We start from the raw sequence: 21,200 nt of genomic DNA on the forward strand, positions 1-21,200 counted from the left end.
GGGTGTTCCAGACGTCAACAGAAGCTCACTTCCCCATTGATACCTGATAAGTACCTGATTAGCCGCCCGGAGTGCTCCATGCCTGATTACCGCTCGAAAACATCCACCCATGGCCGCAACATGGCCGGCGCCCGTGCACTGTGGCGCGCCACGGGGATGAAGGATGACGACTTCAAGAAGCCGATCATCGCCATTGCCAACTCCTTCACCCAGTTTGTACCGGGCCACGTTCATCTCAAGGACCTCGGCCAACTGGTTGCCCGGGAAATCGAACGCGTCGGCGGCGTTGCGAAAGAGTTCAACACCATCGCCGTGGATGACGGCATCGCCATGGGCCACGACGGCATGCTCTATTCGCTGCCGAGCCGCGAGATCATCGCCGACTCCGTCGAATACATGGTCAACGCCCACTGCGCCGACGCCATCGTGTGCATTTCCAACTGCGACAAGATCACCCCAGGCATGCTCATGGCCGCCCTGCGCCTGAACATCCCGGTGATCTTCGTTTCCGGCGGCCCGATGGAAGCCGGCAAGACCAAGCTCGCCAGCCACGGCCTGGACCTGGTGGACGCCATGGTCATCGCCGCCGACTCCAGCGCCTCTGACGAGAAGGTTGCCGAGTACGAGCGCAGCGCCTGCCCGACCTGCGGTTCGTGCTCCGGCATGTTCACCGCCAACTCGATGAACTGCCTGACCGAAGCTCTGGGCCTGGCCTTGCCGGGCAACGGTTCGACCCTCGCCACCCACAGTGACCGCGAACAGCTGTTCCTGCAGGCCGGCCGGACCATCGTCGAGCTGTGCAAGCGCTACTACGGTGAGAACGACGAGTCGGTGCTGCCGCGCAATATCGCCAACTTCAAGGCGTTCGAAAACGCCATGACCCTGGACATCGCCATGGGCGGTTCCACCAACACCATCCTGCATTTGCTGGCGGCCGCCCAGGAAGCCGAGATCGATTTCGACCTGCGCGACATCGACCGTTTGTCTCGTCACGTACCGCAACTGTGCAAGGTCGCACCGAACATCCAGAAGTACCACATGGAAGATGTGCATCGCGCCGGCGGGATCTTCAGCATCCTCGGTTCCCTGGCCCGTGGCGGCCTGTTGCACACCGACCTGCCGACCGTGCACAGCAAGAGCATGGCCGAAGGCATCGCCAAGTGGGACATCACCCAGACCACCGACGAAGCCGTGCATCACTTCTTCAAGGCCGGCCCGGCAGGTATTCCGACGCAAACCGCGTTCAGCCAGTCGACCCGTTGGGAAACCCTGGACGACGATCGTGAAAACGGCTGCATCCGCAGCGTCGAGCACGCGTATTCCCAAGAAGGCGGCCTGGCCGTGCTGTACGGCAACATCGCCCTGGACGGTTGCGTGGTGAAAACCGCCGGCGTCGACGAGTCGATCCACGTGTTTGAAGGCAACGCCAAGATTTTCGAAAGCCAGGACAGCGCCGTGCGCGGGATCCTCGCCGACGAAGTGAAAGCTGGCGATATCGTGATCATTCGCTACGAAGGCCCGAAAGGCGGCCCGGGCATGCAGGAAATGCTCTACCCCACGTCCTACCTGAAGTCCAAGGGCCTGGGCAAAGCCTGCGCCTTGCTCACCGACGGTCGTTTCTCCGGCGGCACCTCGGGCCTGTCCATCGGCCACGCTTCGCCAGAAGCAGCTGCCGGCGGTGCCATCGGCCTGGTGCGCGATGGCGACAAGGTGCTGATCGACATTCCGAACCGTTCGATCAACTTGTTGATCAGCGATGAAGAACTGGCCGCGCGCCGCGTCGAGCAGGACAAGAAAGGCTGGAAACCGGTGGAAGTGCGTCCGCGTAAAGTCACCACCGCCCTCAAGGCCTATGCCCTGCTCGCCACCAGCGCCGACAAAGGCGCGGTGCGGAACAAGGCGATGCTCGACGGCCTGTAAGCGTCGATAGCCGCAATAAAAATGCCCCGCCAAGTGCGGGGCATTTTTATTGGGTCAATAATATCTCCGTGGCGAGGGAGCTTGCTCCCGCTTGAGTGCGAAGCGCTCACAAAAGCAGTACCTGCAGCTTTTCCTCTTGTGCGGGTTTACTGAATGTCTTCCGGCTTGACGATCACCCAGTTCTTGTCCGCCGTCACCGGCAGTCCTTCCTTCGCCTGGGCAGCGGCGTGCTTGGCCATCATGCCGTTAATCTGGGTCATGTACTTGTCCTTGCGGTTGACCCACAGGTGGATGCCGCCTTTGGCCACGTCTACATCGTGGAACAGCATGTAGCCATCGCTGCTCGGGGTGTCGCCGGCCACGAGTACCGGTTTTTTCCATTCGTCGATATACGTCAGGATCGCCGCATGCTTACCGGCCATCCAGGTCGCCGGGGTCCACAGATAAGGCGTGTATTCCAGGCCGAGGTTGGCTTTCTCATCATATTTGCCAGCGGTGATCTGCTTGCGTGCGGTGGTCAATTCGCCGGTCTTGCGGTCCTTGAGCAGCGTGGTCACACCGATGATGTTCTGCGGCTTGAGGTTGTAGCCGTACTTCGGATCGGCGGCGACCATGCGCACCAGCTCTTCCGACGCCGCGGTCATGACATAGACCTCGATGCCGTTTTCCATCAGCTTGTTGTACAGCTCGGCCTGGCCGGTGAAGATTTTCGGCGGATTGACGTTGTAGTTGACCACCTTGTCACCATCGTAATACGTGGTCGGCACCGGTTTGCCAGAAGCCATCAGCTCGTCGACATAGCCCTTGAGTTCTTTGAGGGTAAAGCCGGAAAACACCTGGGCCACCCATGGATAGCAGACCATGTCATCCACTTCGCACAGGCGGTAGTAATAGCTGAACAGACTTTCCTTGTGGTCGGCCGTGTCCTTGAACGGCATCAGTTTCAAGGACGGGTCCAGGGTTTCACGGGTGATGAGGCCCTTGTTCTCCATGAACGGCAACAACGACTCTTCAAGGTCGTAGCGGTAACTGGTGTTGTCCATGTCGAACACCGCGTAGTTACCCTTGTTGGCATTGGCCGCGATCATCGCGTCCAGGGCCTTGGCCTGTTCCGCCGGCCAGTGTTTGAGTTCGGTGGCGAGCACTTGGCCGGCAAGGCCCAGGCTCAAGGCGACAGCGAGAAAACGAGGTACGAGCTTCATCGGCATTTCTCCCAGGTTCAAAGAACCCGACGCTAACAAATGCGTGTGACAGTCCTCGCCTACCCGCGACGGCTTGCGTCCTGATAACGCCAGCGACATGTCCGTAAACGCCGCCGCCTTATTCCATAAACGACAATCTACATGCCTTTTTAGTATTAATTCATTAGTTATCAGGCTGTTAGGCTCCCCGGTTCGCAGTCGCGGCTCCAAGCGACTGGCACAAGTCTTATCGGAGTCTCTTTGATGAATCTGCCGCTGATCCTCAATCTGCTGGTATTCCTCGCCTTGCTGTTCGGCCTGGCGCAAACCCGTCACCGCACCTGGAGCCTGGCCAAAAAAGTGCTGCTGGCACTGGTGCTGGGCGTGCTGTTCGGTCTTGCCCTGCACACGATTTATGGCGCCGGCAACCCGGTGCTCAAAGCCTCGATCGGTTGGTTCGACCTGGTGGGCAACGGTTACGTGCAACTGCTGCAAATGATCGTCATCCCGCTGGTCTTCGCCTCGATCCTCAGCGCCGTGGCCCGCCTGCACAACGCCTCGTCCCTGGGCAAGATCAGCTTCCTGACCATCGGCACGCTGCTGTTCACCACAGCCATTGCCGCCCTGATCGGCATCGGCCTGACCAACCTGTTCGGCCTCACCGCCGAAGGCCTGGTGGCCGGCACCCAGGAGCTGGCGCGCCTGCAAGTGATCCAGAGCGACTACGCCGGCAAGGTCGCCGATCTGAACATTCCGCAATTGCTGCTCTCGTTCATTCCGCAGAACCCCTTTGCCGACCTGGCTCGGGCCAAGCCGACTTCGATCATCAGCGTGGTGATTTTTGCGGCGTTCCTCGGTGTTGCGGCGTTGCAGTTGCACAAGGATGACGTGGAGAAAGGCCAGAAAGTGATCAACGCCATCGACACCCTGCAAAGCTGGGTGACGCGCCTGGTGCGCCTGGTGATGAAGCTGACCCCGTACGGCGTGCTGGCCCTGATGACCAAAGTGGTGGCTGGCTCCAACCTGCAGGACATCATCAAGCTCGGCAGCTTTGTCGTGGTGTCGTACCTGGGGCTGGGCCTGATGTTCGTGGTGCATGGCTTGCTGGTGTCCGCGGCCGGAATCAACCCGTTGCGCTTTTTCCGCAAGATCTGGCCGGTGCTGACCTTCGCGTTCACCAGCCGCTCCAGCGCCGCGACCATCCCGTTGAGCATTGAAGCCCAGACCAGTCGCCTGGGCATCCCCCGCTCCATCGCCAGCTTCTCCGCCTCGTTCGGCGCCACCATCGGCCAGAACGGTTGCGCCGGCCTCTATCCGGCGATGCTGGCGGTGATGGTTGCACCGACGGTGGGCATCAACCCGCTGGATCCAGTGTGGATCGCGACGCTGGTGGCAATCGTGACGTTAAGTTCGGCCGGGGTGGCCGGTGTCGGTGGCGGCGCGACGTTTGCCGCACTGATCGTGCTGCCGGCCATGGGCTTGCCGGTCTCGCTGGTGGCACTGCTGATTTCCGTCGAGCCGCTGATCGACATGGGCCGTACGGCGTTGAACGTCAGCGGCTCGATCACCGCTGGGGCAATTACCAGCCAGGTGATGCAGCAGACCGACAAGGCGTTGCTCGATGCCGAGGAGCATGGGGAGTTGGTGCACGCTTGATGGGGAGTACCTGCTAAATCGCCATCGCGAGCAAGCTCGCTCCCACAGTGGTCAGCGGTGATCGCAGATATTGTGCTCACCAAAAACCCAATGTGGGAGCGAGCTTGCTCGCGATGCTTTTAGCGCTTTTCCCACACCTCAAAGCTGTAGGCCGGCTTGTCCCCTTCGGCCGGGTTCGGCTGGTTCGACACCAATGTCCACTGGCTCGAATCAAACGCCGGAAACCACGCATCCCCTTCCGGGCTCAGCGCCACGCGGGTCAGGTACAGGCGATCCGCCTGCTCCAGGGCCTGGGCGTATAGCTGGGCACCACCGATCAACATCAGCTCGTCGACGCCCTGTTCCAACGCCCACGCTTCGGCACGTTCCACCGCAGCCTGCAGCGTGGAAAAAACTTCCGCGCCCTCCAGCGCCAGGCCAGGCTGACGGCTGACCACGATGTTCAGCCGCCCGGGCAACGGTCGACCGAGGGAGTCCCAGGTCTTGCGCCCCATGATGATCGGCTTGCCCAGGGTGGTGGCCTTGAAGTATTTGAAATCCCCCGGCAAGTGCCAGGGCATGCTGTTGTCGACGCCGATCACACGGTTTTCACCGAGGGCTGCAATCAGGCTTAGGGGGAGAGTTTTTTTCATGGCGGCGAGGATACCAGAGGCTCGACGCCTGGCAACGTACCCCGACAAGCGCCACAGCGGTTATGCTCAACCCTCATTCGAGCAACGGAAGCGCCCGTGACAGAACTGCAGAACCTCTGGTTGACCGAGACGGTACGCCTGCGTGAAGAACACGCCGGCCCGCTCGAGGACCAGGAAGCCAATCGCCTGGCCCGTGCGGCAGGCGGCGATTTATCCAGCCGCATCCACCACCGCGCCCGCTGGCTGGCCGAACGTGATGGCCTTACCCAAGCCTTGCGCCACTGGCTGCAAGGGGCGCGCCTGGCGCTGATCTTACTGGCGGTGCTCGCGCTCATCAGCGGCGCCGGCCTGGGCTTTGCCGCCCTCGGCGACGGGCAAACACCGGTCAATGTGTTCTGGGCCTTGGGCAGTCTTTTGGGACTGGACCTGATCCTGCTAATCGGCTGGGTGCTGGGCCTGATATTCACTGGCGAGCAAGGCGCCGCCCTGGGGCGCCTGTGGTTGTGGCTCAGCGAAAAACTGGCCCGCGATGCCAAGGCCGCCCAACTGGCGCCAGCCCTGCTGCTGTTGCTGCAGCGGCACAAGCTCAATCGCTGGGCCCTCGGCGCACTGGTCAACGGTTTGTGGCTGCTGGCGATGCTCAGCGCGCTGGTCATCGTATTGATGCTGATGGCGACCCGGCGCTACGGCTTCGTCTGGGAAACCACGATTCTCGGTGGCGAAACCTTCGTCGCCATGACCCAGGCCCTCGGCGCGTTGCCCGCGCTGTTGGGTTTCAGCGTGCCGACTGAGGAGATGATCCGCGCCAGTGGCGATACCGCGCTGAATATCGAAAGCGCCCGCCAGGCCTGGGCCGCCTGGCTGGTGGGCGTGCTGTTGGTGTATGGCGTGCTGCCGCGCCTGTGCTTGGCGCTGCTGTGCCTGTGGCGCTGGCAACGCGGCCGGGCCACGCTGCGCCTGGACCTGAACCTGCCGGGTTATGCCCAACTGCGCGAGCGGCTGATGCCCAGCAGCGAACGCCTGGGCGTCAACGACGCCGCGCCCGCGCAACTGCATCACATCGAAAGTGCGGTCAGCGCGATGGAAAGCGATGGCGCGTTGCTGGTGGCCATTGAACTGGATGATCGACCCTGGCCGCCGAAGCTGCCAACCACCGTGAAAAACGCCGGCGTCCTCGACAGCCGCGAGTCGCGCCACAAACTCCTCGAACAACTGTCACGTTTTCCCCCGGCGCGACTGGCGATTGCCTGCGACCCTCGGCGCTCACCGGACCGCGGCAGCCTGGCGTTGATCACCGAACTGGCCCGCAGCGCCAGTGCCACCCGCGTCTGGTTGTTGCAGGCGCCGCCTGGCGAAGCGCTGGACGCCGAACGCCTGGGCGACTGGCACAACGCGCTGCAGCAGTTGCAATTGCCCTTCGCCGACTGCGCGCCGTTGAATTGGCTGGAGACTGGCCATGACTGAGCCCATGAAGCCGCTGAAACTGGCCGTGGTCGGCCACACCAACGTGGGCAAGACGTCCCTGCTGCGTACCTTGACCCGGGACGTCGGCTTCGGCGAAGTATCCCATCGCCCGAGCACCACCCGCCACGTCGAGGGTGCGCGCCTGTCGGTGGATGGCGAAGCGCTGCTGGAGCTGTACGACACGCCGGGCCTGGAAGACGCCATCGCCCTGCTCGATTATCTCGAGCGCCTGGAGCGGCCCGGTGAACGCCTGGACGGCCCGGCACGGCTGGCCCGGTTCCTCGATGGCAGCGAGGCGCGGCAACGCTTCGAACAGGAAGCCAAGGTGCTGCGGCAACTGCTCGCCAGCGATGCCGGGCTCTATGTGATCGATGCCCGCGAGCCGGTGCTGGCCAAGTACCGCGATGAGTTGGAAGTCCTCGCCAGCTGCGGCAAACCGCTGCTACCGGTATTGAACTTCGTCAGCAGCGCCAACCACCGCGAGCCTGACTGGCGCGAGGCCCTGGCGCGGCTGGGGCTACACGCCCTGGTGCGTTTTGACAGCGTCGCCCCGCCCCAGGACGGCGAGCGGCGCTTGTATGAAAGCCTCGCGCTGTTGCTGGAAAGCGCCCGCGGGCCATTGGAACGCCTGGTCGCCGATCAACAGGCCCAACGCCTGGCTCGCCAGCAGAGCGCGGCACGACTGGTTGCAGAATTGCTGATCGACTGCGCCGCCTGCCGACGCAGCGTGGCCAGCGATGCCGAACTGGAACGCCAAGCCATCAGCGAACTGCGCAACGCGGTGCGTCAGCGTGAACAGCGCTGCGTCGATGCGCTGCTCAAGCTCTACGCCTTCCGTCCCCAGGACGCGGCCGCCAGCGACCTGCCGCTGCTCGATGGCCGTTGGGGCGATGACCTGTTCAACCCTGAAACCCTCAAGCAATTGGGCGTACGGGTCGGTGGCGGGATCGCGGCGGGCGCGGCGGCCGGCGCCGGTGTGGATCTGCTGGTGGGTGGCCTGACCCTCGGTGCCGCCGCCCTGGCCGGGGCCATTGTCGGCGGCACCCTGCAAACCGCCCGCAGCTATGGCAACCGGCTGATGGGCAAACTCAAGGGTCAGCGGGAATTGACGGTGGACGACAGCGTGCTGCGCCTCCTGGCCCTACGCCAACGCCAATTGCTGCAAGCCCTCAACCTGCGCGGCCATGCGGCCATGGACAGCATCCGCATCGCCACGCCCCAGGACAAGACCTGGCGCGAAGGCAAACTGCCCGAAGCCCTGAACAAGGCCCGGGCGTATCCGCAGTGGTCGTCGCTGAATCCTCAGCAACGGCTGAGCCAGGCGGAGCGGCAGGAGCAGATCGAGCAGTTGGCGCAGCAGCTCTAGATGACACAAAACCTGCTTGGGAACATGGTGCTCTCTTGTGGCGAGGGGATTTATCCCCTCGCCACAAGAGAGCAGTGCTGCCCCGTAGTTACTCCTCGATCAAGGCCCTGAGCACCGCAGCAGCTTCCGGCAACTCCAACTCACTGAACACCTTCACCCCATGACGCTTGAGCAAGGCCGCCGTCACGCCTTCGCCGCTGATTTTCACGCCACTGAACGTCCCGTCATAGGTCAGCAGGTTGCCGCACGACGGGCTATTGGCCTTGAGCACGGCGATCCGGATGCCATGGGCACACACCAATTCCAGCGCTTGATTCGCACCGGACAGGAACTGCGCACTCACATCCTCGCCCTCGGTGGTGATCACCGCCGCCTGGCCGTCGAGTACGTGCCCGCCCTGCCCACCGGGAATCTCCGCCGCCGCCCGAGGCGTGGGCAGGCCGCCGGCGACTTCCGGGCACAACGGCACGACACGACCTTCGTCGAGCCATTGCTGCAGCTGGTCGAACGGCCCGCTGGCGCCGCCGTCGTAGCGCACGCGGTGCCCAAGCAGGCAGCGACTGACCAGAATTTTTTCCATGCTCAGAACAACTCGTTGCCACGGCGGCGGAACCATCCCGTCAAGGACAGGCGATCGCGGGTGGCGGGCAGGACTTCATGGGGTATTTGCCCCGACAGGAACACCACCAGGCAGCCACCAGAGGGCACCACGTCATGTTCCACGCCATCGTCCAGGTACATGCGCAACTGGCCGCCATGTTCCGGCAGCCAGGCGTCGTTGAGATACAGCACCGCCGATACCATGCGCCGGTCGTCATCGCGGAAGCGGTCGACGTGCTTGAGGTAGAACGCACCGGGCGGGTACAGGGCGAAATGGCTTTCGAAATCTTCCAGGCCCAGGAACAACCCGCGATTCATCGCTTCGCGCAGACTGTCCATCAACCCCAGGTAACGGTCGCAGGCTTGCGCCTGGCCGGGTTCGATCCACTGGATACGATCACCACGAATGCCTTCACGAATCTCCGAAAATGGCCCGCGCCCGACCGCGGCCGGGGCCAGCTCGCCCTCGGCGGCACGCTGGCGACATTCGGCCGCCAGGGCGCGGGTCAGTGCATCCGGCAGGAAAATGTTCTGCTGCGACCAGCCGCGCTCGGCCAGGTCGTCGACGATACGTAACAGCAGCGGGTGATCAGAAGGTATTTGCATGGCGCGCATAGTATTCCTGTGCCTGCAAAACCGACAGCGACGCTCAGCAGGTTTTTTGCTGCCAGATAGCACCGCCGTACGAACTTGATACGAATTCTCGACAAGACCCCACACCCCACGGAGAATAGTCGGCTGCTGACAGGAGTCCCTATGCGTCGTTTGCTTTTCTCACTGTTGATGTTCTGCGTATTGCCTGCCTGGGCAGACAGCTACGACCAGTTGTACAAGGTCGCCGGCTGGCCGCAACAGCGGGCGCATTTCAATGACGCCTTGAGCGCCGCGCAGCAGCGCTACCAGGACAGCCTGCCACCAGCGGTGTTCCAGGCACTGGTGAACAACAGCAATCAACGTTTCGCCCCCCAGGCCATGGACCAGCGGGCCGAAGCGCAAATGCGCAAGAATCTTCGCGACCCTCAGCCAGCCCTGAGCTTTTTCCAATCGCCCTTGGGCCGCAAAGTCGTGGCCGCCGAGCTGCTGGCAACCCGCCGCGATCAATTGGCGAAAAACGCCAAGGGCCTACCGAAGATGCAAGCCAGCGACAACCGCCTGTTGATCATCGGCCACCTGGCCCAGGCCCTGCCCGCCCGCGAGGCCGGTGCTGAAGTCAGCCTGGCGATTGCCGGCGTGGCGGCCGACAGCCTGAGTTCGATGATCCCCGGCCTGCTGGGCGGTGGCCAGGCCCAGGGCATGCTCAACGGTCAGCGCCAGCGGCTGATGGAACAGATCGGCACCGACCTGAACAACACGCTGTTGTATGTCTACCGTGACCTGACGGATACCGAGCTGGAAGAGTTTTCCACCTTCGCCGAGTCGACCGAGGGCCAGGCGTATTATCAGGCGGCCTTGGCGGCGATTCGGGCGGGCTTGGCGGTGGGGCAGAATCTCGGGCAGTAGATCTTCAGCGCCCATAACACCGCCATCGCGAGCAAGCTCGCTCCCACAGGGTATTGAGTGAACTCAGGTTTCGCGAGCGCTGACGGTCCAATGTGGGAGCGAGCTTGCTCGCGAAAGCAATTGATCAGTCACCGCTGAACCCGACTCATTCGCTCGGTCAGAAACCCAAACATCTCCTGCCGTATCGCCAGCGTCTCATTCGCCAGGTGATGCCGGCCCTCGGGCAGCATCAATACCTGCGGCCGAGCGAATTTGCTGCGCAGCACTTGCAGGTTATGCCCCCAATCCACCGTCATGTCCGCCTGCCCCTGCACGATCAATGGCTGGCGCGGACTGCTCGGGGCGGCTTCGATGCGTTTGATCCATTGTCCCAACGCCCCCACCCACGCCGTGGGCAGGCGCAGCGGTTGCAGGGGGTCGGCTTGCAGGAACGACAGGAATTGCGGATCGTTGGAGTTCTCGCTGAAACGCCGGGCGATGCCGGTCACGAAGGGTTTGAGCAGGTAATAACTCAGGCGCGACCAGCCCCAGGCCCGTGGCCGAACCAAGGGCGACAGTAGAATGACCTGGCCCTGGGCCGGGCTGTTTGCGCCCTGGTTGAGCACATGATCGACCACGATGGCCCCGCCGGTACTTTGTCCGCATAGATGCCAGGGTTGCGGCAGGTCCAGCGTCGCGGCCTCCCTCAGCAGCCCTTGCAACGTTGCCTGGTACTCAGCGAAATCACCGATGCTGGCGCGTTCTCCGCTGGACAGGCCATGGCCCGGCAGGTCGCAGGCGATCACCACGAATTTCTGCTCCAGCGCCCACTCGATCAAGTGCCGGTACAGCCCCATGTGATCGTAGTAACCATGGAACACGAACATCGTCGCCACGGCTTTTTCCGGCCACCAGACCTGGGCGACCACCTCATACCCGTCTATCTCGAAACGCCCCAGTCCCTTGCGCAATGGGTGTTGGGGGAAATCCAGTCCATAGAAGCGCTGATAGGTCTGTGCTTGCTCCGAGAGAGGTTGCCACTGTGCCAAGGGTTGCAGGCTGGCACGCAGGTGATCGGGGTTGAAAGTGGCAGGCATCAATATTCCCAGGCAAAGCGCAGCGCGCGAAACGGACTTTATAGGCCTGCGATATTCATCTGTCGCGACAGTCATGGCAAGCTAGCCGGCCCCAGAGGATCGACTTCATGCGTTCGCCCCACCGCACGACCTTGCTTGCCAGCCTGCTTGCCCTCGGGTGCGCCGCCATGCTGTGGGTCGCCTACGACTGGTTCCAGGGGCGCTTTCTGCGCACGTTCAGCCAACATACGGCGGTGTTTTCCGGCGACCCACTGCGCCTGCCTGCTGACCTAGCCGGCCCTGGCGCGATCCGTCTGGTGCATTTCTGGGACCCGGCGTGCCCGTGCAACGTCGGCAATCAGCAACACCTGGCCGAGTTGATCGATAAATATGTACCGCAAGGCGTCGAATTTTATGCGGTACAAAAGGCCGGCAGCCAAGGTCGCTTACCGACCACGCTGAGCCATCTCAAAACCCTCTCGGTACTCCCCGGTTCGAGCCAGATTCCTGCCAGCCCGGCCGTGGCGATCTGGGATCGTAGCGGCAAACTGGCGTATTTCGGCCCCTACAGCGAAGGCCTGACCTGCAACTCGAGCAACAGCTTCATCGAGCCGATTCTCGAGGCATTGAGCGTTGGCCGGGCGGTCGATGCGACCCATACGCTGGCGGTGGGGTGTTATTGCCCGTGGACCCAGGACACATCAGCCAAAGAATAGCCAGCCGGGGGAAATCCCTCCGAGGGGCGATGCGCAGGTAAGCAGCGGCATGCTAAACAGGGAATAAACAGCGAGACCATGGGGTCGCTGTCACTCAATAAGGAATCTCCATGAAACGCACCCTCTTCGCCTTCCTGTCACTGGTCGTCACCGCCATCATCGTCGCGGGCGGCTACCTCTACAGCAAGCAGCCCACCCGCCAGGGCATGGTGCAACTGCAAGGGCTGCACGGTTCGGTGACCGTGCGCTACGACGAACGCGGCGTGCCGCATATCCGCGCCGAGAACGAAACCGACCTGTACCGCGCCCTCGGCTATGTCCATGCCCAGGACCGGTTGTTTCAAATGGAGATGATGCGTCGGCTCGCCCGTGGCGAACTGGCCGAGGTGCTGGGGCCTAAGCTGCTCGACACCGACAAGCTGATGCGCAGCCTGCGTATCCGCGAGCGCGCCGCGACCTATGTCACCGAACAAGACCCACAATCCCCGGCCTGGCTCGCCATGCAGGCTTACCTGGACGGCATCAACAGCTATCAGGACAGCCACACCCGGCCGCTGGAGTTCGATGTGCTGGGCATTCCCAAGCGCCCCTTCACCACCGAAGATACCGTGAGCATTACCGGTTACATGGCCTACAGTTTCGCCGCTGCCTTTCGTACCGAACCGCTACTGACCTATGTGCGCGACCAATTGGGCGCTGATTACCTGAACATCTTCGACCTCGACTGGCAGCCCCTGGGCGTGCTCGCCAAAGGCGGCAAGAGCGCCCTGCCACTGGCCGCTGCCGACTGGAAAGATCTCAACGCCCTGGCCCGCTTGAGCGAGCAGGCCCTGGCCGATCACGGCCTGCCGCAGTTCGAAGGCAGCAACGCCTGGGCGCTCGCCGGCAGCCGTACCCACAGCGGCAAACCGCTGCTGGCGGGTGACCCACATATCCGTTTTTCCACGCCCTCGGTGTGGTATGAGGCGCACCTGTCGGCGCCGGCTTTCGAACTCTATGGGCAGTACCAGGCGCTGATGCCCTTTGCGACGCTGGGCATGAACAAGAATTTCGGCTGGAGCATCACCATGTTCCAGAACGACGACCTCGACCTGATCGCCGAGAAGGTCAACCCGGACAACCCCGAACAGGTCTGGTATCGAGGCCAATGGGTGGACATGACCCGCAGCGAACAGCAGATCGCGGTCAAGGGCCAGGCACCAGTGACACTGGTGCTGCGCCAGTCGCCCCACGGCCCGATCGTCAACGATGTCCTTGGTGCTAACGCCGGCAAGACGCCGATCGCCATGTGGTGGGGTTTCCTGGAAAGTCGAAATCCGATCCTCGAAGCCTTCTACCAGCTCAACCGCGCCGACACTTTGGCCAAGGCTCGTGGCGCCTCAGCCAAGATCCATGCACCCGGGCTGAATGTTGTCTGGGCCAATGCCAAGGGCGATATCGGCTGGTGGGCTGCGGCGCAATTGCCCAAGAGGCCGGCCGGCGTGAAGCCCGGGTTCATACTCGATGGCAGCAGTCCGGAAGCAGAAAAGGAAGGCTTCTACCCTTTCAGCAGCAACCCCCAGGAAGAGAACCCGGCACGAGGCTACATTATCTCGGCCAACTTCCAGCCGGTGCCGGCCAGTGGCATCGAGATCCCGGGTTACTACAACCTCCCCGACCGTGGCCAGCAACTCAACCTCCAGCTCAGCGACAAGCAGGCGAAGTGGGACATCGAGACCTCCCAGAAACTGCAACTGGGCACCACCACCGCCTACGGCCCGCGTCTGCTCGCGCCTTTGCTGCCGGTGCTGCGTGAGGTGGTCAGTGATCCGCAGGAGCGCAAGTGGGTGGAGCAGTTGGCCCAATGGCAAGGCGATTATCCGCTGGACTCCACCAGCGCTACGCTGTTCAACCAGTTCTTGTTCGACCTGGCCGACGCGGCCCTGCGCGATGAACTGGGTGACGGCTTCTTCAACACCGCGCTGTCGACCCGGGTGATCGACGCGGCCCTTCCACGCCTGGCGGCAGCGGCAGACTCACCATGGTGGGACGACCGCTCGACACTGGGTACGCAAACCCGGGCCGACACCGTGAAAAAAGCCTGGAGCAAGAGCCTGGCGCACCTGAAGGCCACCCTCGGCGACGATGCCACGCAATGGCAGTGGGGCAAGGCCCACACCCTGACCCACGGCCATCCGCTGGGCCTGCAAAAGCCGCTGGACCGGATCTTCAATGTCGGTCCGTTCGCTGCCCCGGGCACCCACGAAGTGCCTAACAACCTCTCGGCCAAAATCGGCCCGGCGCCCTGGCCGGTGACCTACGGCCCGTCCACCCGACGCATCATAGACTTCGCCGACCCGGCCCACAGCGTCACCATCAATCCGGTCGGCCAGAGCGGCGTGCCGTTCGACAAGCATTACGAGGACCAGGCAGAGGCTTACATCGAAGGGGTATATCACCAGGCGCACCTGGTCGAGGAAGAAGTGATGGCCAATACCCGCGCGACCCTGAAGCTGTTGCCGGCCAGGGCCGCGCCCTGAGTTTGTGGGGTATTTTTCATCGCCAACAGACTTGATCGTCATGGATGGTCAAGACTACAAGGGTTCAACAACCCGCCCTCGTCACAGGAGTCACGCAATGTTCAACAACTGGTCCGAACTGCTGCCCACCATCAAAAGTGCCTTTGGCGCCCTGGGCAAGAGCAACCCGAAAATGGTCAAGGCCTACATGGCCCTGGATGAAGCCGCCGCCGAAAATAACGTACTCGATGCCAAGACCCGTGAACTGATCTCTATCGCCGTGGCGATCACCACCCGCTGTGACGGCTGCATCGGCGTGCACACCGACGCCGCCATCAAGGCCGGCGCCACCCGCGAAGAAATCGCCGCCACCCTGGCCACCGCGGTGTCGCTGAACGCTGGCGCGGCGTACATCTACTCCCTGCGAGCGCTGGAAGCCCATGACGCGTTGAAGAAGTGAGAGGCTGACACTTACGCCAGCGCGCCGAAATTCAGCCTGAATTGCTGCGGCGTTACGCCCAGCCTGCGATTGAATACGCTGCGCATGTGCTGGGCATCGCGAAAGCCGCATTGCCAAGCCACGGTCTTGAGCGGGGCGCGGGTGCTTTCGAGCATCACCCGCGCCGCGTCCACCCGGGCCTGCTCGACGAACTCCGCGGGCGTGATCTTCGCTTCCCGGGTGAACACCCGCGAGAAGTTACGCTGGCTCATGCTCGCGGCATTGGCCAGATCGGCGATGGTCAGGTCACCGTTCAGGTGCGCCAGTACATAGGCCTGGACCTGGGCCACGGTGGATGTCGGCTCAGCATGGGGTGCAAGAAAAGGGCTGAATTGCGACTGCCCGCCCGCGCGCTGGGTGAACACCACCAGCCGCTTGGCGACACTCAGGGCAACGTCCGGGCCATGGTCCTGGGCCAGCAGGAACAACGACAGGTCGATGCCAGCGCTGACCCCGGCGGAGGTGTAGAGCTGGCGGTCCTGCACGTACAAACGATCCGCTTCGACCCGGGTCGAGGGACACAGCTGCGCCAGCGCCGCGGCGTCACCCCAATGGGTGGTAACAGTTCGCCCCTCCAGCAATCCAGCCCGGGCCAGCATGAAAGCGCCATTGCAGATCGACCCAAAGCGCCGGGCCCGACCACAGGCCTCCCGCAACCAAGCATCGAATTCTGCGCCAAGGTGCATGAACGGCAACTGCGGCCCGCCCGCGACCAACAGCAGGTCATAGGCCTGCCAAGCCTCGCTGAAATGCCGATGGGCATTCAGGGACAAACCGTTGGAACAGGACATCGCGCCTCGCTCGGCGCCGATCACTTCAAGGCGATAGTGATCCTCGGCGACCAGGAACCGATTGGCTTCGCTGAACACGTCCATGGGCCCGGTAACGTCCAGCGACTGGACGCCAGGGAATACCACGACGGAGACGATTTTCTGCATGGTGCTCGCTTGCCTTCGAGTAGAACGACTCCAGCACCCTAGCCAATTCGCGTCCCGGAAGCCATCTGGCACGAAACCCAGGCTTATTGGCAAAGATCGCAGCCATAGGAACATTGTTCCGGTACCTTGCGGCGAACAGACTGAACCCCTCGGCGCCGCACTGGCCCATCGTCAAGAGGAGAACAGCATGAACAGCATCGCCGGCATCAAGATCCCCGACAGCACCCTCGCCCGCGCCACCACCGAGTACATCCGCGATATCGAGTCCGACCTGCTGTACCATCACTCTCGCCGGGTATTTCTGTTCGGCGCCTTGAGTGGCCAGCGTCGGCAGTTGGCCTATAACCCGGAGTTGCTGTATGTCGGTGCGATGTTCCACGATCTGGGTCTGGTGGAGGGTTATCGCAGCGACAACGAGCGCTTCGAAGTGGACGGTGCGAACGCGGCCTCAGCGTTCCTCAAGCCCTACGGGTTGAGCGATGACGACATTGAGCAGGTATGGCTGTCGATTGCCCTGCACACTACGCCGGGCGTCCCCAAATATCTGCGTCCCACGGTGACGCTGGTGACGGCCGGAGTGGAGATGGACGTGCTGGGAATGGACTATACCGCGTTCCCGGCAGCGCAGCGCGACGCCGTGGTGCACGCTCATCCGCGCGGGGAAGGGTTCAAGGAATGCATCATCTGCGCCTTCGCCGACGGTTTGCGGCATCGTCCGCAGACCACCTTTGGCAATGTGAAGACCGACGTACTGGTGGATCAGGAACCCGGGTTCAAACCGATGAACTTCGTGGAGGTGATCCGCTCTTCGCCTTGGCATTCGTAGCCAGCACGCCCCACCGCTATCGCGAGCAAGCTCGCTCCCACAACGGATCTGCGGTGGTTCACGGATTGTTGAGCAACAAAAAAACCTGTGGGAGCGAGCCTGCTCGCGAAAGCGGTGCATCAGCCAACATGAATGTTGGATGTACCTCCGTCTTCGCGAGCAAGCTCGCTCCCCCATTTGGCGCCAGTGTCAGGTTAGACCGGCGCGGTCTCAGCCCGGCGTACTTCTGGTTGTTTCCAGGAGTCGGCGGCGCTTTCTTCGATGGCTTGCTGGATCGCCCGCTTGCGGCTTTCTTCGGCGCGGCGGCTGAAGTACCAGACCAGGAAGGTCACCAGCGACACGGCCAACAGGATCAGGCTCGCCACGGCGTTGATCTCCGGCTTCACACCCAGGCGCACCGCCGAGAACACTTCCATCGGCAACGTGGTCGAGCCAGGACCGGAAACGAAGCTCGCCAGCACCAGGTCATCCAGGGACAACGCGAACGACATCATGCCCCCCGCCGCCAGCGACGGCGCGATCATCGGGATGGTGATCAGGAAGAACACCTTCCATGGCCGCGCCCCCAGATCCATGGCGGCCTCTTCGATGGACAGGTCCAGCTCACGCAAGCGCGCCGAGACCACCACCGCCACATAAGCGGCACAGAACGTAGTGTGGGCGATCCAGATCGTGATGATGCCACGCTCCTGGGGCCAGCCGATCATCTGTGCCATGGCCACGAACAGCAGCAACAGCGACAGACCGGTGATCACTTCCGGCATCACCAGCGGCGCGGTGACCAGGCCGCCGAACAGCGTGCGGCCCTTGAAGTGGGTGATGCGGGTCAGCACGAAAGCCGCCAGCGTACCCAGGGCCACCGCGGCAATCGCCGTGTAGCAGGCGATTTCCAGCGAGCGCATCACCGAGCCCATCAACTGGCTGTTGTCCAGCAGGCCAACGTACCACTTGATCGACCAGCCGCCCCACACCGTCACCAGCTTGGAGGCGTTGAACGAGTAGATCACCAGGATCAGCATCGGCGCGTAGATGAACAGCAAACCCAGCACCAGCATCAGGCTTGAAAAACTGAAGCGCTTCATTCCTTGCCCTCCATTTCTTTGGCCTGACTGCGGTTGAACAGGATAATGGGCACGATCAGGATCGCCAGCATCACCACCGCCAGGGCGGAAGCCACCGGCCAGTCACGGTTATTGAAGAATTCCTGCCACAGCACTTTGCCGATCATCAGGGTTTCCGGACCGCCGAGCAGTTCCGGGATCACGAACTCGCCCACCACCGGAATGAACACCAGCATGCAACCGGCGATGATGCCGTTCTTGGACAGCGGCACGGTGATCTTCCAGAAGCTGTTGAAGGTGCTCGAACCCAGGTCGGAAGCGGCTTCCAGCAGACTGGTGTCGTGTTTGACCAGGTTGGCGTACAACGGCAGGATCATGAACGGCAGGTACGAATAGACAACGCCGATGTACACCGCCAGATTGGTATTGAGAATCTGCAGTGGTTCGTCGATCCAGCCCATGCTCATCAAAAAGCCGTTGAGCAGGCCGTTGTTGCTGAGGATGCCCATCCACGCGTAGACGCGGATCAGGATCGCGGTCCAGGTCGGCATCATGATCAGCAGCACCAACACCGTCTGCATCTCTTTACGGGCGTTGGCGATGGCGTAGGCCATCGGGTAGCCAATGAGCAGGCACAGCACGGTGCTGATCAGGGCCATCTTCAGCGAACCGAGGTAGGCGGCGATGTACAACTCATCGTCGCTCAACATCACGTAGTTGCCGAGGTTGAGCAGCACCTGCAGCTTCTGGTCGACGTAGCTGTAGATCTCGGTGTACGGCGGAATGGCCACATCGGCTTCAGCGAAGCTGATCTTCAGGACGATGAAGAACGGCAGCATGAAAAACAGGAACAGCCAGATGAAAGGCACCCCGATGACCAGTTGACGGCCACCGGGCGTTATTCGGTCGAGTCGGCGTTTGAGTTTGCGCATGTTCATGAGCGAAGCACCACGCCGCTGTCGTCTTCCCACCAGACGAACACCTGGTCGCCCCAGGTCGGACGCTGGCCACGGCGTTCAGCGTTGGCGACGAAGGATTGCACCAGCTTGCCGCTTGGCAACTCGACGTAGAACACCGAGTGGCCACCCAGGTAAGCAATGTCATGCACCTTGCCGCTGGACCAGTTGTTTTCGCAGGTCGGCTGCTCGGCGGTGACCAGCAGTTTTTCCGGGCGAATGGCGTAGGTTACCGACTTGTCCTGCACAGAGGTGCTGATGCCGTGGCCCACATAGATGTTGCGGTCCAGATCCTTGCAAGTCAGTACTGCGTGGCCTTCGGCATCGTCCACCACCTCGGTCTCGAAGATGTTGACGTTGCCGATGAACTCGCAAACCAGCCGGCTGGTGGGGGTTTCGTAGATGTCGATCGGGCTGCCGATCTGGGCGATCCAGCCCAGGTGCATGATCGCGATGCGCTCGGCCATGGTCATGGCCTCTTCCTGGTCGTGGGTCACCATGACGCAGGTTACGCCGACCCGCTCGATGATCTCGACCAGCTCAAGCTGCATTTGCGAACGCAACTTCTTGTCCAGGGCCCCCATCGGTTCGTCGAGCAGCAACAGCTTGGGTCGCTTGGCCAGGGAACGGGCCAGGGCCACACGCTGGCGCTGGCCGCCGGAGAGCTGGTGCGGCTTGCGCTTGGCATACTGGCTCATCTGCACCAGCTTGAGCATTTCGGCCACGCGGGCGTCGATCTCGGCTTTCGGGATCTTGTCTTGTTGCAGGCCGAAGGCGATGTTCTGCGCCACGGTCATGTGGGGGAACAAGGCATAGGACTGGAACATCATGTTGATCGGCCGCTCATAGGGCGGCATGTCGGTGATGTCCACACCGTCGAGGAAAATGCGCCCCTCCGTGGGCCGCTCGAAACCGGCCAGCATGCGCAGCAAGGTGGACTTGCCCGATCCCGAACCGCCGAGCAAGGCGAAGATCTCGCCTTTCTTGATTTCCAGGGACACATCGTCCACGGCAATCGTCTCGTCGAACTTCTTTGTGACCCGATCGATTTTGACCAGCACCTGCTTGGGTGTCTGGTCGCCCTCGAGGGCTTTCTTATAGGCGCCGGAGGCAACTGCCATTTACGAAACTCCCACAGAATTTGCAGCTCGTCCTACACGGACGAGCCTTGGATAGTTAGAGCGCGCTTAACGCTATTTACCCGACTTGACCTTGGTCCAGCTGCGGGTCATGAGTCGTTGGATCTTGGGCGGCAACTCGGAGTTGACGTACAGTTTGTCGACGACCGCTTGCGGTGGGTAAACCGCCTCGTCGGTGCGTACTTTCTGGTCCATCAGTTCGCCAGCCTTGGGGTTCGGGTTGGCATAACCGACAACGTCGCTGACCTGGGCGATGACCTCAGGCTTGAGCACATAGTTGATGAACGCGTGGGCTTGCTTGACATTGGAGGCGTCGCGCGGGATCGCCAGCATGTCGAACCAGAGGTTGCCGCCTTCCTTGGGAATCACATAGGCGATATCGACGCCCTTGCCGGCTTCGCTGGCACGTTCGCGGGCCTGGAAGATGTCGCCGGAGAAACCGGCGGCCACGCAGATCTCGCCGTTGGCCAGATCGGAGATGTACTTGGAGGAATTGAAGTAGGTCACGTAAGGCCGGATCTTGAGGAGCTGGGCCTCGGCCTTCTTGTAGTCTTCAGGGTTTTCACTGTTGGGGTCCAGGCCCAGGTAATTGAGCATCGCCGGGATCATCTCGTCACCGGAGTCGAGGAACGAGACACCGCAGCTGGAGAGCTTCTTGATGTTTTCCGGCTCGAACAGCATGGCCCACGAGTCGATCTTGTCGACGCCCAGGACAGCCTTGATCTTCTCGACGTTGTAGCCGATGCCATTGGTGCCCCACAGGTAAGGCACGGCGTATTGATTGCCCGGGTCGTTCTTTTCCAGGCGCTTGAGCAGCGCAGGGTCGAGGTTGGCGTAGTTGGGCAACTGCGACTTGTCGAGTTTCTGGAACGCCCCGGCCTTGATCTGCTTGCCCAGGAAGTGATTGGACGGCACGACCACGTCGTAACCAGTACGCCCGGCCAGCAGCTTGCCTTCCAGGGTTTCGTTGGAATCGAACACGTCATACACCGGCTTGATGCCCGTGGCTTTTTCGAAGTCCGCCAGGGTGGTCTCGCCGATGTAGTCCGACCAGTTATAAATATGCACGGTGGACGCCGCCTGGACACTGACGGCAAGCGTCAGGCCCGCGCCGACCAGCAGGGCATTGCGTAGCAAAGAAAAAACAGGCACGTGGAGGTCCTCTTAAATAGTTGGGCCCAAGTTGCCCCCGT

At 62.1% G+C, this 21,200-nt stretch carries 19 protein-coding genes; 9 read left to right on the plus strand and 10 right to left on the minus strand.

The window, feature by feature from the left end; translation table 11 throughout:
* Nucleotides 1-78 precede the first annotated feature (78 nt).
* Nucleotides 79-1,920: a dihydroxy-acid dehydratase gene (ilvD, locus tag ACWNZ1_RS10450; protein WP_135847649.1), complete on the plus strand. Its 1,842-nt coding sequence runs from the start codon at nucleotides 79-81 to the stop codon at nucleotides 1,918-1,920.
* Between the two features lie 146 nt (nucleotides 1,921-2,066).
* Here the strand turns inward: ilvD and ACWNZ1_RS10455 are convergent, their stop codons facing one another.
* The gene (locus ACWNZ1_RS10455; RefSeq protein ID WP_135847650.1) at nucleotides 2,067-3,122 is read right to left on the minus strand and encodes an HAD family hydrolase; all 1,056 of its coding nucleotides are present in this window, start codon (nucleotides 3,120-3,122) and stop codon (nucleotides 2,067-2,069) included.
* A 243-nt stretch (nucleotides 3,123-3,365) separates the two neighbouring features.
* On the opposite strand from ACWNZ1_RS10455, the gene ACWNZ1_RS10460 reads away from it, so the two are divergent.
* Nucleotides 3,366-4,757, plus strand: coding sequence for an L-cystine transporter (locus ACWNZ1_RS10460; protein WP_256453894.1), 1,392 nt, complete (start codon nucleotides 3,366-3,368; stop codon nucleotides 4,755-4,757).
* Nucleotides 4,758-4,876: 119 nt separating this feature from the next.
* On the opposite strand, the gene ACWNZ1_RS10465 is transcribed toward ACWNZ1_RS10460, so the two are convergent.
* Nucleotides 4,877-5,389, minus strand: a complete 513-nt coding sequence (locus ACWNZ1_RS10465; protein WP_135847652.1) for a dihydrofolate reductase — start codon at nucleotides 5,387-5,389, stop codon at nucleotides 4,877-4,879.
* A 96-nt stretch (nucleotides 5,390-5,485) separates the two neighbouring features.
* Between ACWNZ1_RS10465 and ACWNZ1_RS10470 the strand changes: the two genes are divergently transcribed.
* Nucleotides 5,486-6,853, plus strand: coding sequence for a DUF2868 domain-containing protein (locus ACWNZ1_RS10470; RefSeq protein WP_256453895.1), 1,368 nt, complete (start codon nucleotides 5,486-5,488; stop codon nucleotides 6,851-6,853).
* Entirely contained in the window at nucleotides 6,846-8,219 is a 1,374-nt protein-coding gene (locus tag ACWNZ1_RS10475) for a DUF3482 domain-containing protein (RefSeq protein ID WP_135847654.1), read from the plus strand. The genes ACWNZ1_RS10470 and ACWNZ1_RS10475 overlap by 8 nt, the downstream gene beginning before the upstream one ends.
* A gap of 88 nt (nucleotides 8,220-8,307) precedes the next feature.
* On the opposite strand, the gene ACWNZ1_RS10480 is transcribed toward ACWNZ1_RS10475, so the two are convergent.
* Together ACWNZ1_RS10480 and ACWNZ1_RS10485 are read right to left on the minus strand one after the other, a co-directional pair.
* Nucleotides 8,308-8,799 carry a DUF523 domain-containing protein gene (locus ACWNZ1_RS10480; RefSeq protein WP_135847655.1) on the minus strand — a complete coding sequence of 164 codons (492 nt, stop codon included), beginning with the start codon at nucleotides 8,797-8,799 and terminating at the stop codon, nucleotides 8,308-8,310.
* Between the two features lie 2 nt (nucleotides 8,800-8,801).
* On the minus strand, nucleotides 8,802-9,434 hold the full coding sequence (locus ACWNZ1_RS10485; protein ID WP_135847656.1) for a 2OG-Fe(II) oxygenase: 633 nt from the start codon (nucleotides 9,432-9,434) through the stop codon (nucleotides 8,802-8,804).
* 141 nt (nucleotides 9,435-9,575) lie between these two features.
* Between ACWNZ1_RS10485 and ACWNZ1_RS10490 the strand changes: the two genes are divergently transcribed.
* Nucleotides 9,576-10,319 (plus strand): DUF2059 domain-containing protein, encoded by a 744-nt coding sequence (locus ACWNZ1_RS10490; protein ID WP_135847657.1) that lies wholly within the window; start codon nucleotides 9,576-9,578, stop codon nucleotides 10,317-10,319.
* Between the two features lie 128 nt (nucleotides 10,320-10,447).
* Here ACWNZ1_RS10490 and ACWNZ1_RS10495 read toward each other — a convergent pair whose 3' ends face one another.
* On the minus strand, nucleotides 10,448-11,395 hold the full coding sequence (locus ACWNZ1_RS10495; protein WP_265072491.1) for a phospholipase BipL: 948 nt from the start codon (nucleotides 11,393-11,395) through the stop codon (nucleotides 10,448-10,450).
* Between the two features lie 107 nt (nucleotides 11,396-11,502).
* Between ACWNZ1_RS10495 and ACWNZ1_RS10500 the strand changes: the two genes are divergently transcribed.
* The 3 genes from ACWNZ1_RS10500 to ACWNZ1_RS10510 all read left to right on the plus strand — a co-directional run bounded on the left by ACWNZ1_RS10500 (nucleotide 11,503) and on the right by ACWNZ1_RS10510 (nucleotide 15,048).
* Nucleotides 11,503-12,090 (plus strand): DUF6436 domain-containing protein, encoded by a 588-nt coding sequence (locus ACWNZ1_RS10500; protein ID WP_265072492.1) that lies wholly within the window; start codon nucleotides 11,503-11,505, stop codon nucleotides 12,088-12,090.
* Nucleotides 12,091-12,200: 110 nt separating this feature from the next.
* The gene (locus ACWNZ1_RS10505) at nucleotides 12,201-14,609 is read left to right on the plus strand and encodes a penicillin acylase family protein (RefSeq protein WP_456027624.1); all 2,409 of its coding nucleotides are present in this window, start codon (nucleotides 12,201-12,203) and stop codon (nucleotides 14,607-14,609) included.
* A gap of 97 nt (nucleotides 14,610-14,706) precedes the next feature.
* Nucleotides 14,707-15,048: a carboxymuconolactone decarboxylase family protein gene (locus tag ACWNZ1_RS10510; protein ID WP_014340738.1), complete on the plus strand. Its 342-nt coding sequence runs from the start codon at nucleotides 14,707-14,709 to the stop codon at nucleotides 15,046-15,048.
* An 11-nt stretch (nucleotides 15,049-15,059) separates the two neighbouring features.
* Here ACWNZ1_RS10510 and ACWNZ1_RS10515 read toward each other — a convergent pair whose 3' ends face one another.
* Nucleotides 15,060-16,025 carry a GlxA family transcriptional regulator gene (locus tag ACWNZ1_RS10515; protein WP_135847661.1) on the minus strand — a complete coding sequence of 322 codons (966 nt, stop codon included), beginning with the start codon at nucleotides 16,023-16,025 and terminating at the stop codon, nucleotides 15,060-15,062.
* Nucleotides 16,026-16,212: 187 nt separating this feature from the next.
* Between ACWNZ1_RS10515 and ACWNZ1_RS10520 the strand changes: the two genes are divergently transcribed.
* Complete coding sequence (locus tag ACWNZ1_RS10520; RefSeq protein ID WP_135847662.1) at nucleotides 16,213-16,851, plus strand: HD domain-containing protein; 639 nt, start codon at nucleotides 16,213-16,215, stop codon at nucleotides 16,849-16,851.
* 194 nt (nucleotides 16,852-17,045) lie between these two features.
* Here ACWNZ1_RS10520 and ACWNZ1_RS10525 read toward each other — a convergent pair whose 3' ends face one another.
* The 4 genes from ACWNZ1_RS10525 to ACWNZ1_RS10540 form a co-directional block, all read right to left on the minus strand.
* Nucleotides 17,046-17,933, minus strand: a complete 888-nt coding sequence (locus ACWNZ1_RS10525; protein ID WP_135847663.1) for an ABC transporter permease subunit — start codon at nucleotides 17,931-17,933, stop codon at nucleotides 17,046-17,048.
* Nucleotides 17,930-18,850: an ABC transporter permease subunit gene (locus ACWNZ1_RS10530; RefSeq protein ID WP_135847664.1), complete on the minus strand. Its 921-nt coding sequence runs from the start codon at nucleotides 18,848-18,850 to the stop codon at nucleotides 17,930-17,932. Before ACWNZ1_RS10530 ends, ACWNZ1_RS10525 begins: the two co-directional genes overlap by 4 nt.
* Nucleotides 18,847-19,989: an ABC transporter ATP-binding protein gene (locus tag ACWNZ1_RS10535; protein WP_109752527.1), complete on the minus strand. Its 1,143-nt coding sequence runs from the start codon at nucleotides 19,987-19,989 to the stop codon at nucleotides 18,847-18,849. Before ACWNZ1_RS10535 ends, ACWNZ1_RS10530 begins: the two co-directional genes overlap by 4 nt.
* 72 nt (nucleotides 19,990-20,061) lie before the next feature.
* On the minus strand, nucleotides 20,062-21,159 hold the full coding sequence (locus tag ACWNZ1_RS10540) for a polyamine ABC transporter substrate-binding protein (protein WP_135847665.1): 1,098 nt from the start codon (nucleotides 21,157-21,159) through the stop codon (nucleotides 20,062-20,064).
* Nucleotides 21,160-21,200: the final 41 nt, after the last annotated feature.

It is taken from the genome of Pseudomonas sp. CFBP 5748 (assembly GCF_053850495.1).